This is a genomic window from Pseudomonas sp. PS02303 (assembly GCF_029959925.1).
GTDB lineage: Bacteria > Pseudomonadota > Gammaproteobacteria > Pseudomonadales > Pseudomonadaceae > Aquipseudomonas > Aquipseudomonas mandelii.
In genome coordinates this window covers 1-16,807 of record NZ_JASCOM010000130.1, presented here as the reverse complement: position 1 = coordinate 16,807, position 16,807 = coordinate 1, and the positions used below count along the sequence as shown (strand labels likewise).

The following is a 16,807-nucleotide window of genomic DNA, read 5'->3' as shown; positions in this document are numbered from 1 at the left end:
AGTGTCCCCGGATGGATACCGGAGCGAAGGAACGCCGAGCCTTAGCGAGGGGCCGGACGCTTGGGGCGAGACTTTTTGGTTCCTTTTGTGGCGTTTGACAAAAGGGACTCGCCGTAAGGGCGAAACCATAAGTGGCCGTTACCGCAGGAATGGATATACACCCGGTCAACAGCAGCATGGTCGGCTATCAGGCCGCCATCGCGAGCAGGCTCACTCCCACATTAGATCTGTGCACATACGCAGGGAGACAAATCAGAGCCGGAAGTGTCCGACCATCCCCTTCAACTCAACCCCCAACTGCGCCAATTCAATGCTCGACGCCGCATTCCCCCGCATCGCCAACGAAGACTGATCCGCACTCGCACGAATACTCGTCACACTGCGATTAATCTCCTCGGCCACCGAACTCTGCTCCTCGGCGGCCGCCGCAATCTGCTGGTTCATCTGCTGAATCAACGACACCGCCGCCGCAATACTTCCCAGCGCACTCTCAGTCTGCAACGCGTCACTCACCGCCAGCTTCACCAGCTCACCACTGTTCTGAATCTGCTGCACCGACGACTGCGCCGCCGAACGCAAGGCGCTCACCAGACGCTCAATCTCCTCGGTCGATTGCTGAGTGCGCTTGGCCAACGCCCGAACCTCATCCGCCACAACCGCAAACCCCCTGCCCTGCTCGCCGGCCCGTGCTGCCTCGATCGCCGCATTGAGCGCCAACAGGTTGGTTTGCTCGGCGACACTCTTGATCACACTGAGCACCGTGCCGATGTTCTGGATTTCTGCACTCAGGCTTTCGATGCTCGAACTGGCCGACGTCGCCGAATCCGCCAGCTGCTCGATCCGCGCCATGCTTTGGCGCACCACCTGCTGGCCACTTTCCACCTTACCGTCCGCCGTTTGCGCAGCCTGAGCGGCTTCCTCCGCGTTACGCGCCACATCGTGCACCGTCGCCGTCATCTGATTCATCGCCGTGGCGACCTGCTCGGTTTCTTCCTTCTGGCTGCTGACCTCCAGGTTGGTCTGCTCGGTCACCGCCGACAAGGATTGCGCCGAACTCGCCAACTGCTCGATACCGGCCTGCAAACCGCTGACGATGGTGCTCAGCCCCGCCCCCATCTGTTGCATGGCCTGCATCAACTGGCCGATTTCGTCACGGCGCGTCACTTCAACTGTCGCACTCAAATCACCCGCGGCGATCTGCTGCGCAACACCAATCACACTGCGCAGCGGCGCCACGATCAATCGGGTAATGACCCACGCCGCGATCAACCCGACCAGCAACGCCAGGGCCGAGGAGCCGATGATCAGCATCGAGTTCTTTTTCAATTCGGCCTGCATCGACTGGTCTTCGGCGACATACGCCTGATCGACCCGCTCCACCACCTGCGCAGCACGCTGGTGCAGTTGCTCATAGACGGTTTTTTCCTGGGCTAACAGACCGGTGTATTCGGTCAGTTTCTCGCTGAAACTGGTGATGTGACCCGCCACTTCATTGAGGACAGTCTGATAGCCCTCATCCTTGACTGTGGTTTTCAACTGCTCGGCCTGAACCTGCGCCTGATCGGCCTGCTCGATCTTGCCCTGAGCTGCGCTGTCATCGCCCTTGCGGCTCTGATCCAGACGCACACGTGCTTCGTTCATGGCCTGCAGCATCAACCGCGACACCTGGCTGACCTGATTGGCTTGCTCGATGAACTGCCCACCGTCCTTGCCTTCGGACTCCTTCAAGGTATAGGCGCCATCGTCGGCAAGCCCGGCTTGCAGGACATCCAGATTATTGGCCACGCTGGACACCGACCAACTGGCCATTTCCAGGGCCAGGTCCTTGGCCTGACTCAGCGAGACGAATTCGTCGAAGGCCTTGCGATAAGCCGCCAGGGACTGCTCGACGTCATTCATCACTGGCACGTTGGCCGCTGAAGCAGCCTTGAGCTGCGTCGCCAAGGCGATCAGGCCATCAACCCCCTGGCGCAGGGCATCCGCAGTTTTCGGGTTGCCGTGCAAGGCGTATTCCTGCTCAAGCAGTCGCACCTTGAGCAAACCGCTGTTGAGCGACGACATCTGCTTGAGCCCGTCGAAGCGTTGACTGATGGTTTGCAGGGACCAAACGCCGATGGCTGCCACCAGGGCCGTCAACAGCAGCACCAAGACAAACCCGACACCCATTTTTTTTGCCATACCGAGGTTGGCAAAACGTCCTTGCACGGCCGAAATCATTGCACTTAGTCCCCTGACATAGTCTGTTGACGCAGATTCGCAATGGGCATGGGCCAGCACAAGTCTCTGGCGTCGGAATAATGGCAAAAAGCTACGTCCACGTCGTTTTCAGAACGCTTTAGGTCGATTCGCAGCGGTCGCCTGAAAAAATGCCCGGGCACGAGGATCGCAGGCGTAAGCGACGTTGATGCGCTGCCAATCTTTCGCCTGGCCGTCAGGACTGAAGGCCGTGGCAGAAGACAGCAGCACACCGCAGCGCCGGGCCTGTTTGCGCACCTGAGCGTAGTCGGACATCCGCGATCGCGCCCAGATAAACAGGCCACCAGCCGGCTTGCCGAAAACCTCCCACTCGGCGTCTTCGAGCACTTGCAAGGCCGCCTCTCTGTCCGTATTCAAACGCTGGCGCTGACGCTGTACCAGTTTGCGGTACGCGCCGCTGGCCAACAGGCAAGTCAGCACCGACTCGCAGAAACTTGAGGCGCCCATGCTGCTGATCATCTTGACCTCGGCCAATCGCGATATGACCCCTTCGCTGGCCACGACAAAGCCGACCCGCAATGAACTGCTGAGGGTTTTAGAGTAACTGCCAACGTAGATCACGTTGTCATCCCCCCCCAATGCAGCGAGGCGCGTGCCGGGGCCGTAGTGCAAATCCGCATAGACGTCATCTTCAATCACCAGCACGCCATGGGTCTTGGTCAATTGCAAAACCTGCTGCGCCATCGCAGGCGTCAGGCAACTGCCCGTCGGGTTGTGGTAGAAACTGTTGATGAATAGCGCGCGGGGCCGGTGCTTTAACAATAGTAATTGCAGTTGCTCCGTGTCGGGCCCGCGCGGGGTACGAGGCACCTCGATCATCGTCACACCGTGCAGCCTGAGCAGGTCAAACAACAGTGGATACCCCGGACTTTCCACCACCACGCAATCTCCCGGCTTGAGCAAGGTGCGCACGATCAGGTCGAGCCCCTGACTGGCACCTGCGGTGGTCAGGATACGGTTTTCATCCACTTCGATACCGAGCCGTCCAAGGCGTTTGAGAATTTGCAGACGCAAGGCAGGCAGGCCTCGGGAAGTGCTGTAGTTGAACAACCCGGCCATGTCGGTACGGCTGACCTGACGAATCGCGTAGCTCAGGTCGTCAGTTTCGCGCCAGCTCTCCGGCAACCCGCCACAGCCCAGCTTAAGTTCGCCCGAGCAGCCGCCCTGTTTCAGTTCCGCCCCTTCGAACCAGAGGCAATCCTGTTGCCCCTGGGCGACCAGCGTTGGCGTGGCGACAATGAAACCGGCGCCATGACGCGGCGCCAGCACACCTTGAGTCACCAGCCGCTCACAGGCTTCGACGACGCTGGACTGACTGAGCAGATTGACCCGCGCGATGTGCCGCGCAGAAGGTAAACGCGTCCCTGGCTGCACCTCGCTCTGACGGAGCCAGACGGCCAACCCATCGACGATTTGCTGTACGACCGGCACCAATGCCTGTCGATCGATTCTCAATTCCATGAGCAAGCAAACTCCTGTCCATTTGCGGGGAGCAGTTAATCACAGGTGCGCAGGATCGGATGTGCGACAACGCCGCCAAAACCCTCGGTTCTAACCATTTGAAACACATTGTCCGCCGCCCTTCGCGACACCATGAAAAAGCCCGCACGTGTGCGGGCCTTTTCCTACGAGGCAGGTCTTGATGGGTCAGAACGCCGTGACACCACCGTCCACTGCCAGCGAGTGACCGGTGGTGAACGCCGCGCCGTCGCTGCACAGATACAGCACGGCACTGGCGATTTCCTCGACCTTGCCGATGCGGCCGACCGGGTGCATGGCGTTGGCGAACTCGCCCTTCTTCGGGTCCGCTTCATAGGCGCGACGGAACATGTCGGTGTCGATCACCGCCGGGCATACCGCGTTTACGCGAATCTTTTTCTTGGCGTATTCGATCGCCGCCGACTTGGTCAGGCCGATCACCGCGTGTTTCGACGCCGCGTAAATGCTCATCTTCGGCGCCGCACCAAGGCCCGCCACCGAAGCGGTGTTGACGATCGCGCCGCCGCCCTGGGCCAGCAGCAACGGCAACTGGTACTTCATGCACAGCCAGACGCCTTTGACGTTGACGCCCATGATCGCGTCGAACTCATCAAGGGTGCCTTCAGCCAGTTTGCCTTTCTCGATCTCGATGCCGGCATTGTTGAAGGCGTAGTCCAGACGGCCGTAGGTATTCACCACTTCGTCCATCAGATTTTTTACATCGCTTTCCAGCGTGACGTTGCAGCGCACGAAGGTCGCTTCGCCGCCCGCTGTACGAATCAGCGCCACAGTGCCTTCGCCGCCGGCCGTGTCCATGTCGGCCACCACCACTTTCAACCCTTCAGCGGCGAATGCCTGGGCGGTCGCGCGGCCAATACCGTTGGCAGCGCCGGTCACCACGGCAACCTGGCCGGAAAACGTCATGCTCATTGTTATGCCCTCAAAGAGAAGAATGCGGGGGATCGTGTGTTTCCAGTCTAGCCACAGGGGCATGGGACACGGCAGCACTATCAGAAGCCCGGTTGAGTGACCATGAGTGGCAGTGATAGAACTGCGGCATCGACTATCACTGCACTGGATCGACGTGCATTCGCCGCATCAGCCAAACTTGCGGCATCGATCATGAAGGTCTATCAACAAGGCTTCATTCATCTTGAGTGCCTGTCATGACTACCCAGACCAATCGCCAGTTCCTGCTCGCCAAACGTCCGGTGGGCGCGGCTACCCGCGAGACCTTTACCTATCAAGAAGTGCCAGTCGGCGAACCGGCTGCGGGTCAGATCCTGGTCAAAAACGAATACCTGTCCCTGGACCCGGCCATGCGTGGCTGGATGAACGAGGGCAAGTCCTACATTCCGCCGGTCGGTATCGGCGAAGTCATGCGCGCATTGGGTGTAGGCAAAGTCGTTGCCTCGAACAATCCTGGATTTGCGGTCGGGGACTACGTCAACGGAGCCTTGGGCGTACAGGATTATTTCCTCGGCGAGCCACGAGGTTTCTACAAAGTCGATCCGAAACTGGCACCGCTGCCCCGTTACCTGTCCGCGCTGGGCATGACCGGGATGACCGCCTACTTCGCGTTGCTTGATGTCGGCGCACCGAAGGAAGGTGACACCGTGGTGCTCTCCGGCGCGGCCGGTGCGGTGGGCAGCATTGCCGGGCAGATCGCCAAGATCAAAGGCTGCCGCGTGATCGGCATCGCGGGCGGCGCGGACAAGTGCAAATTCCTGATCGACGAACTGGGGTTTGACGGCGTAATCGACTACAAGAACGAAGACGTGCATGCCGGCCTTAAGCGTGAATGTCCAAAAGGTGTCGACGTGTATTTCGATAACGTCGGCGGCGATATTCTCGACGCGGTGCTGGGTCGCCTGGCCATGAAGGCGCGCGTGGTGATTTGTGGCGCCATCAGCCAGTACAACAACAAGGAAGCGGTCAAGGGCCCGGCCAACTACCTGTCGTTGCTGGTCAACCGCGCGCGAATGGAAGGCTTCGTGGTGATGGACTACGCTGCTCAGTTCGCCGCCGCCGGGCAGGAAATGGCCGGCTGGATGGCCAAGGGGCAGCTCAAGAGCAAGGAAGACATTGTTGAAGGACTGGAGACCTTCCCGGAGACGCTGATGAAGTTGTTCATCGGCGAGAATTTCGGGAAGTTGGTGTTGAAGGTTTAACCCAACAGTTGATTCACCCCAAAACCAATGTGGGAGCGAGCCTGCTCACTCCCACATTTTTGATCTTCGGTGTTTGATCAGGCGATTTCGGCTACAACTTCGGCCAACGCCTTCGCTGGATCCGCCGCCTGGCTGATCGGACGGCCAATGACCAGGTAATCGGAACCGGCATCCAGCGCCTGACGCGGGGTCAGGATACGGCGCTGATCGTCCTGGGCGCTGCCCGCCGGGCGAATCCCCGGGGTCACCAGTTGCAGCGTCGGGTGCGCCGATTTCAGGGCGCGGGCTTCCAGAGCCGAGCACACCAGACCGTCCATTCCGGCTTTTTCTGCCAGTGCCGCCAGACGCAGCACCTGTTCCTGCGGCTCGATGTCCAGGCCGATACCCGCCAGATCCTCACGTTCCATGCTGGTCAGCACGGTCACGCCGATCAACAGCGGTTTGGGGCCGGTACGCTGATCCAGCACTTCACGGCAGGCGGCCATCATGCGCAGACCGCCGGAGCAATGAACGTTGACCATCCACACGCCCATTTCCGCCGCGGCTTTAACCGCCATCGCGGTGGTGTTCGGGATGTCGTGGAACTTGAGGTCCAGGAACACTTCAAAGCCCTTGTCACGCAAGGTGCCGACGATTTCCGAGGCGCAGCTGGTGAACAGCTCCTTACCGACTTTGACCCGGCACAGTTTAGGGTCCAACTGGTCGGCCAGCTTCAGTGCGGCGTCACGGGTGGGGAAATCCAGGGCGACGATGATAGGAGTCTGGCAGACGGACATGTGCGGGCTCTCAGGCAGGACGAAATCGGCGCGCATTGTAGCGGAACCAGCGCCACTGCGGGACCCGATGATCGGTAAATCGTCCCGAAGACTCCAGCAAGACTAGTCCCTGCGCCGATTGTGTCGAGTTCGATACACACACGACACGCCCACTACACCCTTCCTCGCTACCCTCGGCAGCCGCAACACGTCCTTACAGCACTTCCCGCCTCCGGGCCGGACGCCTATGCTGGAACCACAACCTCGCAGCCCATCTTTGTGGTTGGCAGCCTACCTGGCAGATGAACGCACGCATGCACAGCACCCCAGCACCTCTGAACGACGATCAAAAAGCACCCGCTGACGACAAACGCTGGAGCATTCGCGCCCTGATCGTCGACGATGACGTCCCGATCCGCGAACTGATGATCGACTACCTGGCCCGGTTCAACATTCACGCCAGCGGCGTCACCGATGGCGCTGCCATGCGCCTGGCGTTGCAAGCGGAGCATTTCGACGTGGTGGTGCTCGACCTGATGCTGCCCGGTGAAGACGGGTTGTCCCTGTGCCGCTGGCTGCGCGCCGAATCGGACATTCCGATCCTGATGCTCACCGCACGCTGCGAACCCACCGACCGGATCATCGGCCTGGAACTGGGCGCCGACGACTACATGGCCAAGCCCTTCGAACCAAGGGAACTGGTCGCGCGGATTCAGACCATTCTGCGTCGGGTGCGCGACGATCGCACCGAACAGCGTGCGAATATTCGCTTCGACAACTGGCGCCTGAACAGCGTGCTGCGGCAATTGATCGCCGCCGACGGTTTGGTGGTGCCGCTGTCCAACGCCGAATTCCGCCTGCTGTGGGTGTTCATTGAGCGTCCGCGCCGGGTGCTCAGCCGTGAACAACTGCTGGACGCTGCCCGTGGTCGTTCCATCGAAGCGTTTGATCGCAGCATCGACTTGCTGGTCTCGCGCCTGCGCCAGAAGCTCGGTGATGACCCGAAAGCCCCGCAGTTGATCAAGACCGTTCGCGGTGAGGGTTATCTGTTCGACGCACGAGACATCGGCTGATGCGGGCGCGCTTCGATACGCTGTTCGGCCGCCTGTTTGGCGTGCTGCTGCTGGCGATCATCCTGGCGCACCTGTTGGCGTTTGCCTGGTTTCACCATTACGGTCCTCCCCCGCCTCCACCGCCGCCGGCATTTTCCGAAGGCATGGGCGGACAGCGCCCGCCGATGGACCCGCGCTTCGAAAACCGGCCACCGCGGCCGTGGTTCGGCGGCCCGTTGGTGCCGCTGACGTTCCAGTTTGTCACGCTGATCATTGCCGCCTGGTACGGCGCCAAACTGCTCAGCCGGCCGATCCAGCGGCTGAGCGACGCCGCCGAACGCTTGAGCGAAAACCTCGACAGCCCGCCGCTGGATGAATCCGGCCCACGGGAAGCCCGGCAAGCGGCCTACACCTTCAATTTGATGCAGAAACGCATTATCGAACAGGTGCAGCAGCGCTCACGGATGCTCGGCGCGGTGTCCCACGACCTGCGCACGCCGCTCTCTCGCCTCAAGCTGCGGCTGGAGCAGATCGAAGACCACAAGCTGCAGGGCCAGATGCGCCAGGACTTGGACGACATGATCAGCATGCTCGATGCCACCCTCACCTATTTGCACGAGCAGCGCACCAGCGAAGCCGGGCAATGGATGGACGTGCAGGCGCTGGTGGAATCCTTGAGCGAAAACGCCCAGGACCAGGGGGCAGATGTTCAGGCCAGCGGCCACTGCGCGCCGCTGCAAGTGCAGCCGATGGCGTTGCGCTCGTGCATCAATAATCTGCTGGACAACGCCCTGCGCTATGCCGGGCACGCGCGGATCACGCTCGAAGACAACCGTGAGCAACTGGTGATCCGCGTCATCGACCACGGCCCGGGTATTGCGGCGGACAAACGTGAAGCGGTGTTCGAGCCGTTCTTTCGGCTGGAAGGTTCGCGTAATCGCAATTCGGGCGGCGTCGGGCTCGGTATGACCATCGCTCGCGAGGCGGCGGAACGACTGGGTGGGCAGTTGAGCCTGGAAGAAACACCCGGCGGCGGTCTCACCGCCGTCATACGCCTGCCCCGCGCCTGAACCACACACCAATTCCTGCAGGCTCACGCCTACATGATCCGAGCCTGGCCTGAGACTTGTGTGTACCAATCGGTACAAACCTCACACACCCACGACACCTTGCCCCTTGACGCTGCATAAGCCGGTGCACCCACCGGTTTTCCATTCCAGGGAGTGAGTCCAATGATTGGTAGTGTCAGCAACTACACGAGCTATACCAGCACCAGCAGCACCTCGACCAACAGCGCCCGCAGCCAGCAATTCCAGAAAGAACTGTTCGCCAAGCTCGACAGCAACAGCGACGGCGCGGTGGATCAGGGCGAACTTGAAAGTGCCCTGTCGCAGAAAACCGATGACGGCCTGCTGGTCAGCCTGAGCAAAAACTTTGGTGATCTGGACAGTGACGACAGCGGCAGCTTGAGCAGCGAGGAAATGGCGGCAATGGCACCGCCGCCACCACCGCCGCATGACCAGGCACCCAACACCGAACTGGCCGACGCGCTCGTCAGCGCCCTGGACGCCGACGGTGACGGCGCGATCAGCAGCGACGAATTGAGCAACGGTCTGAACAACGCTGGCAGCAGTGCCGACAGTACAGAAATATTCTCGGCCCTGGACAAGAACCAGGACGGCACCGTCAGCAAGGACGAACTCGCCGCCAGCCTGACCCCGCCGCCACCGCCACCGCAGCAGCAGGTGTCCAGCGAAGAATTGTTCAGCCAGCTGGATACGGACAGCGATGGCAGCGTGACCGCCACCGAACTGAGCAGCGTGCTGCAGGCCAGCAACAGCACCTCATCGACCAGCACCGACACCAGCGCTGCGTTGCTCAAGGAGTTGGACAGTGACGGCAGCGGTGAGGTCAGCAGCGATGAACTGAACGCGGCGCTGCAAGCAGGTCGCGAGAAAACCAGCGACAACTCCACCGCTCAATTCAACGTCAATGAAGCGCTGAACAAAATGATCGCCAACCTGAGCAAGCAGTATTCGCTCGATAACGTGGCGAGCGTGGGCAAATACTTGAACGTATCGACCTGAGTCAAAAGCTTCGCGAGCAAGCCCGTTCCCACAGTGGATCTGCGCCCTTCACAAATCCCCTGTGGGAGCGAGCCTGCTCGCGATGAGGCCCTCAGCCCCGCCGAAAATCTCAGGGCCGGCGATCGTCTACCCGCGCATGACTCTTGCTCCAGTCCGTCAACAGACTGTACGCAACCGCCAGCAACGTAGGCCCGATGAACAGCCCGATGAACCCGAACGCAATCAACCCGCCAAACACGCCGAGCAACACGATCACCAATGGCAGATTCCCGCCCCGGCTGATCAGGTACGGCTTCAGCACGTTGTCGACGCCGCTGATGATGAACGTGCCCCAGCAGCCGAGGAACACCGCCATCCCGTACTCACCCTTCCAGGCCAGCCACGCGGTGGCCGGAATCCACACCAACGGTGGCCCCATCGGAATCAGACTGAGCATGAACGTCACGATGCCCAGCACCAACGCCCCGGGCACCCCGGCAATCAGGAACCCGATCAACGCCAGGACCGCCTGCGCCGCTGCTGTGCCGATCACCCCGTTCACCACCCGCTGCACCGTCCCGGCCACGAGTTCGATGTAGTACCCGGCGCGATCACCGATCAGGCGCTCCAGCAGCCCATGGACAAACGCCGCCAGCCGCGGCCCGTCACGGTAGAAAAAGAACACGAACACAATGCTCAATGTCAGCTCGAGAATCCCGCCGCCAATCTGCGCACTGCGTGCCAGCAGCCAGTTGCCGACCTGACCCAGATACGGTTTGACCGCCACCATCATCGCCGCGCCTTGCTCATCGATGCTGTTCCAGATCACCATCAACCGCTCGCCCACCAAAGGAACGCCGCCCAGCCAGGTCGGTGCTTCGGGCAAACCGTCCATCTGCACATCCTTGATGAACGCAGTGGCATCACGCACGTGATCCGCCAGGTTGAACCCGAGCCAGACCAGCGGCACCGCCACCAGCAACATCCAGCCCAGTGTCAGCACCAGCGCGGCCAGGGATTCCCGGCCGTTGAGCCAGCGGGTCAACAACCGCATCAGCGGCCAACTGGCGAACGCCAGCACCGCGCCCCAGAACAAGGCCGACCAGAACGGCGCCATCACCCAGAGGCTCGCGCCAAACAGCACCAGGAGCAGGATCTGCACCAACAGCCGATCGTTATTGAGCATGTAGGTTCTCGAAAAAATCAGTCAACAAAGAGCAGGCAAACGCGCCAGCCGCGTTTGCCTGATGAAGCTTATCGCAACAGTTCGATGTGCAGGCCAGGGCTTTTGGCACTGCCGGCTTCCATTCGCGCCGCCCGCACGCCCTGCCCGATCAGCGCCTGGCGCCACGCTTCGGCGTTTGGCCCGGAAACACTGACCCGCAAGGTGGTGTCGAGGTTCAAGCCGCGAGAAATGAGGCGCAGCCAGGTGGCATCAGGATCGGCGCTCAATGTGGGGAAATCGAGTTCGCCCGTACTTTTCAGCTCTCGCAGCAAGGTCGCCGACGTCGGCAGCAAATCACCCAGCGGCGCGGCAGCGTCGAACTGCTCGACGTGCAGGTAGGCTTTGCGATTGCCGCGAGTGATGCTGTAAAGCGCCACCAACGTATTGTCCCGGGGCGCCGCGAGACGCAAGAGCAAGTACGCCTGTTGATCGTCGGCACCGTACAACTTGGCGTTGCCAAAGACCTCATTGGCCCAGAGGCTGCTTTCACCGCAATCACGTGCCTGACACCAGAACAGCAAGCCGGCACCCTGCTCTTGCAACGCTTCACGCGCGGCAGTGAAGGCGTCGGTTGACGAATGCTCCGGCGGCAACTCATAGGTCACCGATGTCGCCGTTCCCCGGGCGCTGACCTGACCATCGAAGCGCAACTGGCCGCTGATCTTACGAATCGAACCCAGCGGATAAATCCGCTCGAGCTCAACGCCGGGGCGATAGTCGACGATCTGCGCGTCGGCCATGCGCGGCACGATCGGCAAGTCCTGACTGCCCGGGACATCGGCGGCAAATAACAAGGGACTGAAACAACACAGCACCAGCACACTGAATGAACGCATGGATAGACTCATCGGATCAGCATGGCCTGGGCACCCTTGACGACACTGGCATCATCGAAGCGCTCGGGCACCAGCAAACCACGCTGGACCGCCGGACGCGCTTCCATGGATGCCATCCAGCGCTGCAAGGCCGGCAAACCGTCAACCTCGACGCCCGACCACTCATGGCCACGCACCCACGGATAGGTGGCAATGTCGGCAATGCTGTACTCGCCCGCCAGAAACTCCGCGGATTGCAGGCGTGTATCGAGCACCTCATAGAGGCGACGTGTTTCATGTTGATAGCGGTCGATGGCGCCCTGGAGTTTTTCTGGAAAGTAACGGAAAAACACGTTGGCCTGCCCCTGCATCGGCCCGATCCCACCCATCTGGAACATCAGCCACTGCAGGACGACCGAGCGCCCCTTCGGGTCCTGGGGCAGCAGTTTGCCGCCCAGCTCAGCGAGGTAAATCAGGATGGCGCCGGATTCGAACACGGCAAAATCGCCGTTGGCGCGGTCGACAATGGCCGGAATCCGGCCATTGGGATTGATCTTGAGGAAGTCAGGTGACTTCTGTTCCTTTTTGTCGAAACTCAAGGCGTGCACCGTGTAGGGCAGGCCGAGTTCCTCGAGCACGATAGAGACCTTGTGGCCATTCGGGGTCGCAGCGGTGTAGAGATCTATCATGGTTGTCTCCCATTTCAACCCGCCCAGCCTCGACAGTTGCCCGGCGCAAGTCAAGGAACGGCGAAGAACCGATTGAAACAGTCTGCGACAAGGTCGGCGCCGGGTTCGTCATTCAGGTGCAAATGATGGCCGCCAGGCAGCTGTTCACGGCTAAAGGGTAGACGCTCCAGCAGCTCGGGATGTTTGGCGAGCATGCCGTCAGCTGCTACCACTAATAACGCAGGGCAACTGACCCGCTGGACGAAGGCCATCGCCTGTTCGGTTGTCAGACGCAGGGGCGATGGCAGCGTGAGTCGGTTGTCAGTGCGCCAGGTGTAACCGCCCGGCACCGGCATGAGTCCACGCTGGGCCAACAGCTCGGCGGCTTCGCGACTGACCGCCACCAGGCCTTTCATGCGTGCCTCAATGGCTCGATCCAGGGTGTTGTAGACCGGTTTGCGCTTTTCCCTCAGATCCAGCTGGGCTTGCAGGGCCATGCCCATGCGTTCGGCGGCATTTTCGCCTTTGTCTGTCGGAGGAATGATGCCGTCGATCAACGCCAGATGCGTGACACGTTCCGGCATCGACCCGGCAATAATCAACGAAGCGATCGCCCCCATCGAGTGCCCCATCAGTGCAAAACGCTTCAGGCCCAACTGCTCGGCGACTTGCAGCACGTCGTGAGCGTAGTCCCACATCGCGTAACCGGCGCCGGTCGGGCGATGCCCGGAATGTCCGTGACCGGCCATGTCGAGGGCGATGATGCGCAGGCCTTTGAGCTTCGGTGCCAGCCGGGCGAAGCTGTTGGCGTTGTCCAGCCAGCCGTGCAGGGCGATCACCGGCAGGCCGTCTTCGGGACCGAACAGGTGCGCGGCCAGCTCGATGTGCGGCAGGCTCAGGCGAACTTCTTCGACGACGTGGCTCATGCGCAATCCTGTTGGCGACGACCTTCCCAGCGGCTGAACAGGTTTTTCAGCAGCGTGGCGGTGTCTTGCGGACGTTCGAGGGGGAACATGTGGCCACCGGGCATGGTCAGGGACTCACCCAGCGGCATACGCCCGACGGAGCTTGCATGGTGACGCATCACCACCCGGCTCTTGTGCCCGCGCACCACCGCCAGCGGCACTTTCAACTGGCGTGCCTGGCCTGGACTGGTGTGCGGGACGCCACGGTAGATGCTGATCTCCGTGGCCGGGTCGAAACGCAGGCGCAGCTTGTCGCCGACTTTTTGCAAACCGTGTTGCAGGTAAGCGTCGAAGCACTCGGGATCAAAGCTGCGGAACAGGGTTTTGCCGGCGAAATAGAGCCGTGCCGCGTCCAGGTCGGCGAACTCTTCCCGGCGCCCCAATGTACGGCCGGCGGGGGTCAGGCGGTCGATGAAACCGAAACGCTTGGCCGCACGGATCACCCATTGATCGGCGCGGGTCAGCACCGGCGAATCGAGCATCACCACGCCCCGATACAGTTCAGGGCAACGCAACGCCGCGTGCAGGTGCAGCACGCCGCCGAAGGAATGGCCGACGCCCCAGACCGGCTCCGGTTGCTCTTTGAGGTGATGGATCAGCTCATCCACCAGGTTGCGCCAATTGTCGTCCGCCGGAAAACGCGGATCGTGGGCGTGCTGTTCCAGATGCGTCACCTGGTACTCGGGCGCCAGCGCCGCGAACAACTTGCCGTAGGTGCCCGAAGGAAAGCCATTGGCGTGGGCGAAAAATATCTGTTGCGACATACCGGCAAATCCATGAGCGAAAACAAGGGTTGATTGTCCGTAAGACGCGAGGCGGCGGCAATGACTGTAAGTGCCAGGAATGATGACAGTCCGGTCAGGGGCATGAGCATTCAGACATCGCCGAACCCTGTGGCGAGCGAGCTTGCTCGCGTTCGGCTGCGCAGCAGGCGCAAAACCGGTGCACGCCGCGAGAGGCGTGCCGGCAAGGGCTGCTGCCGCAGCCAACGGGAGCAAGCTCCCTCGCCACAGGTAATCATCGGGCCGGAAGATGTGGTTCGCTCGACAATCAGCGGGCCGGTGGATTCTCGCCCAACGGCACGACCGCCATGGTCAACCGCGACACGCAACTGGCCTTGCCCTCGTCACTGCTCAAACGGATATCCCAGACATGAGTCGTGCGCCCAATGTGAATCGGCTTGGCCACTGCCGTCACTCGCCCGCTGCGCAATCCGCGCAAGTGATTGGCGTTGATTTCCAGACCCACGCAATAGAATTTGCTGGCATCGATGCACAGGTAACTGGCCATGGAACCGACCGTCTCGGCCAGCACCACCGACGCGCCGCCGTGCAGCAAACCGTAAGGCTGGTGGGTGCGGTGGTCGATGACCATGCTCGCGGTCAGGGACTCGTCATCAAAGGCTTCGAAGCGAATATCCAGCACTTCGCCAATGGTGTTTTTCTGGATTGCGTTCAACTGCTCGACGTCGGGAATGGTACGCCACAGACTCATCTTGCTTTCCTTTGTTGGTTTTATTCGTGGCTCAATCCTGCCACAGCACCGTCTCGCTGCGCTCGCTCCATTCTTCGAACCGAGCGCCGTAAGACGCTTCGATCACGTTGCGCTTGATCTTCAGGGTCGGTGTCAGGAAGCCGTTTTCCACCGCCCAACTGTCCTTGACCACCACCAACTGGCGCAAGCGTTCGTGTTTGTCGAGGCCGCCATTGACCTCCTCCAGCAGCTTTTCCAGGCTTGCATGCAACCCTGCCCGCGCCGTTCCCCCGGCGTCCTGCTGACCGACCGCCGAGAGCACGCACAGCCCCAGCGGCGCACTCAAGCCATCGCCGACCACGCACACCTGTTCGATCCGCGAATGCACCGCCAGCCGATTTTCGATCGGCGCCGGCGCGACGTATTTGCCTTTGCTGGTCTTGAAGATCTCCTTCAGTCGCCCGGTCAGGCGCAGGTTGCCTTCGGCATCTTGTTCGCCCTTGTCGCCGGTGCGCAGGAAGCCGTCCTCGGTGATGGTTTCTGCGGTTTTCTCGGGCTCCTTGAAATAGCCAAGCATGGTCGCACCGCTGCGCACCATGACTTCGCCCGAATCGGCGATCCGCACTTCAACCTCCGGGCAAGGCTTGCCGATCCAGCCGGGTTTGTTCTCGCCGGGCCGGCCGATGTGGGAGTAACCGCAGCTTTCGGTCATGCCGTAGACCTCCAGCACATCCAGTCCAAGCTTGCGGTACCACAACAGCAAGGTCTGCGGCACAGGCGCGGCGCCGGACAACGCCACGCGCAACGCATCCAGCCCCAACCCGACGAGCACTTTGTGCCCGACCCGTTTGCCGATAAAGGGCAGGCCGAGCAGGAAGTCGAGGCGTTTTGCCGCAATCTTGCTGTACACGCCCATCTGGAATTTGGTCCAGATCCGCGGGACGCCGAACAACGCGGTCGGCCGCGCGCGCTGCAAATCGGTGAGAAAGGTGTCGAGGCTTTCGGCAAAGAACACGGTTTGCCCGGTGTAGATCGACGCCAGCTCGACGAACATCCGCTCGGCGACATGGCACAGCGGCAGGTAAGACAGCAGTCGATCCGACTCGTTGAGGCCAAACAGCTGAGTGCCGCGCGTGGTGGCAAAGCCCAGATTGCCGAAGCTATGCATCACGCCTTTGGGCACCCCGGTGGTGCCGGAGGTGTAAATGATGGTCGCCAACTGGTCGGCGGACGGCTTGGGATCGTCCTGGATCGGTGAGCTCTTTTGCAGATCGGCCCAGCTGTAGTCGAAAGTACCCGGCGGATGCAATGGCAGGCTGATGGTCGGCAGATCGGGGCTGACCCCGCGAGACATGCCTGGCCAGTCATCGAGCTTGCCGATGAACGCCAGCGCCGCTTCCGAGTGTTCGAGCACTTGCGCCACCGACTCGGCGGTGAGGTTGGGGTATAACGGCACCGAAACGTGCCCGGCCATCCAGATTGCCAGGTCGGCGATGATCCAGTGCGCGCAGTTTTTCGAAATCAGGGCGATGTGGCTGCCTTGGGGCAGTTCGCGTGCGCGCAGCCAATGCGCGGCGCAGCGAGCCTGATGGCCGACGTCGGCCCAGGTCAGGGTCTCGACGTGTCCGCCGCCGGTAGGTTGGACCAGAAAACGCTGGCGGGGATGACGGGCTTCACGCTCGTAAAAGACGTCCAGCGGCAAACGAAAAGCAGCAGACATGCGACTCGCTCCTTTATTTTTGGTCTGGAGCAAGCGTAGTCAACCAAGCGGTTGCTTGGTTGACTATTTCACACAAAATCCCGGAACACCGCCGCCCCCTGTAGGCGCGAGGCTTGCACGCGAAGGGCTTTCAACGACGGCAACAGCTTCGCGGACAAGCCT

The 16,807-nt window shown here is 61.2% G+C and carries 15 protein-coding genes; 4 read left to right on the top strand and 11 right to left on the bottom strand.

Annotation, left to right across the window (positions count from 1 at the left end; translation table 11 throughout):
* Nucleotides 1-252 precede the first annotated feature (252 nt).
* The 3 genes from QMX98_RS22925 to QMX98_RS22915 form a co-directional block, all read right to left on the bottom strand.
* Entirely contained in the window at nt 253-2,217 is a 1,965-nt protein-coding gene (locus tag QMX98_RS22925) for a methyl-accepting chemotaxis protein (RefSeq protein WP_282411421.1), read from the bottom strand.
* A 108-nt stretch (nt 2,218-2,325) separates the two neighbouring features.
* The gene (locus QMX98_RS22920; protein ID WP_102595826.1) at nt 2,326-3,717 is read right to left on the bottom strand and encodes a PLP-dependent aminotransferase family protein; all 1,392 of its coding nucleotides are present in this window, start codon (nt 3,715-3,717) and stop codon (nt 2,326-2,328) included.
* A 186-nt stretch (nt 3,718-3,903) separates the two neighbouring features.
* A complete protein-coding gene (locus QMX98_RS22915) occupies nt 3,904-4,665 on the bottom strand; it encodes an SDR family oxidoreductase (RefSeq protein ID WP_077749218.1) in 762 nt (253 codons plus the stop codon).
* A 236-nt stretch (nt 4,666-4,901) separates the two neighbouring features.
* Here QMX98_RS22915 and QMX98_RS22910 point away from each other — a divergent pair, with 236 nt between their 5' ends.
* Nucleotides 4,902-5,906 carry an NADP-dependent oxidoreductase gene (locus QMX98_RS22910; protein WP_172791458.1) on the top strand — a complete coding sequence of 335 codons (1,005 nt, stop codon included), beginning with the start codon at nt 4,902-4,904 and terminating at the stop codon, nt 5,904-5,906.
* Between the two features lie 77 nt (nt 5,907-5,983).
* Here the strand turns inward: QMX98_RS22910 and pyrF are convergent, their stop codons facing one another.
* A complete protein-coding gene (gene pyrF / locus QMX98_RS22905) occupies nt 5,984-6,682 on the bottom strand; it encodes an orotidine-5'-phosphate decarboxylase (protein ID WP_167362277.1) in 699 nt (232 codons plus the stop codon).
* A 293-nt stretch (nt 6,683-6,975) separates the two neighbouring features.
* On the opposite strand from pyrF, the gene QMX98_RS22900 reads away from it, so the two are divergent.
* The 3 genes from QMX98_RS22900 to xopAW all read left to right on the top strand — a co-directional run bounded on the left by QMX98_RS22900 (nt 6,976) and on the right by xopAW (nt 9,800).
* Entirely contained in the window at nt 6,976-7,734 is a 759-nt protein-coding gene (locus QMX98_RS22900; protein ID WP_077749216.1) for a response regulator, read from the top strand.
* Nucleotides 7,734-8,783 (top strand): HAMP domain-containing sensor histidine kinase, encoded by a 1,050-nt coding sequence (locus QMX98_RS22895; RefSeq protein ID WP_102595827.1) that lies wholly within the window; start codon nt 7,734-7,736, stop codon nt 8,781-8,783. Before QMX98_RS22900 ends, QMX98_RS22895 begins: the two co-directional genes overlap by 1 nt.
* Before the next feature lie 162 nt (nt 8,784-8,945).
* Nucleotides 8,946-9,800, top strand: coding sequence for a XopAW family type III secretion system calcium-binding effector (xopAW, locus tag QMX98_RS22890; RefSeq protein WP_282411420.1), 855 nt, complete (start codon nt 8,946-8,948; stop codon nt 9,798-9,800).
* Nucleotides 9,801-9,909: 109 nt separating this feature from the next.
* On the opposite strand, the gene QMX98_RS22885 is transcribed toward xopAW, so the two are convergent.
* The 7 genes from QMX98_RS22885 to QMX98_RS22855 all read right to left on the bottom strand — a co-directional run bounded on the left by QMX98_RS22885 (nt 9,910) and on the right by QMX98_RS22855 (nt 16,645).
* A complete protein-coding gene (locus QMX98_RS22885; protein ID WP_077749214.1) occupies nt 9,910-10,965 on the bottom strand; it encodes an AI-2E family transporter in 1,056 nt (351 codons plus the stop codon).
* A 68-nt stretch (nt 10,966-11,033) separates the two neighbouring features.
* On the bottom strand, nt 11,034-11,840 hold the full coding sequence (locus QMX98_RS22880; protein ID WP_042932656.1) for a DUF4892 domain-containing protein: 807 nt from the start codon (nt 11,838-11,840) through the stop codon (nt 11,034-11,036).
* An 8-nt stretch (nt 11,841-11,848) separates the two neighbouring features.
* Nucleotides 11,849-12,508 (bottom strand): glutathione S-transferase N-terminal domain-containing protein, encoded by a 660-nt coding sequence (locus tag QMX98_RS22875; RefSeq protein WP_282411419.1) that lies wholly within the window; start codon nt 12,506-12,508, stop codon nt 11,849-11,851.
* A 50-nt stretch (nt 12,509-12,558) separates the two neighbouring features.
* Nucleotides 12,559-13,413 carry an alpha/beta hydrolase gene (locus QMX98_RS22870; RefSeq protein WP_010457064.1) on the bottom strand — a complete coding sequence of 285 codons (855 nt, stop codon included), beginning with the start codon at nt 13,411-13,413 and terminating at the stop codon, nt 12,559-12,561.
* Nucleotides 13,410-14,330, bottom strand: coding sequence for an alpha/beta hydrolase (locus QMX98_RS22865; protein WP_077749221.1), 921 nt, complete (start codon nt 14,328-14,330; stop codon nt 13,410-13,412). Before QMX98_RS22865 ends, QMX98_RS22870 begins: the two co-directional genes overlap by 4 nt.
* Before the next feature lie 172 nt (nt 14,331-14,502).
* Nucleotides 14,503-14,946 (bottom strand): hotdog fold thioesterase, encoded by a 444-nt coding sequence (locus QMX98_RS22860; protein WP_010457067.1) that lies wholly within the window; start codon nt 14,944-14,946, stop codon nt 14,503-14,505.
* 31 nt (nt 14,947-14,977) lie between these two features.
* Nucleotides 14,978-16,645 (bottom strand): AMP-binding protein, encoded by a 1,668-nt coding sequence (locus QMX98_RS22855; RefSeq protein WP_102595731.1) that lies wholly within the window; start codon nt 16,643-16,645, stop codon nt 14,978-14,980.
* Between the last annotated feature and the right edge of the window lie 162 nt (nt 16,646-16,807).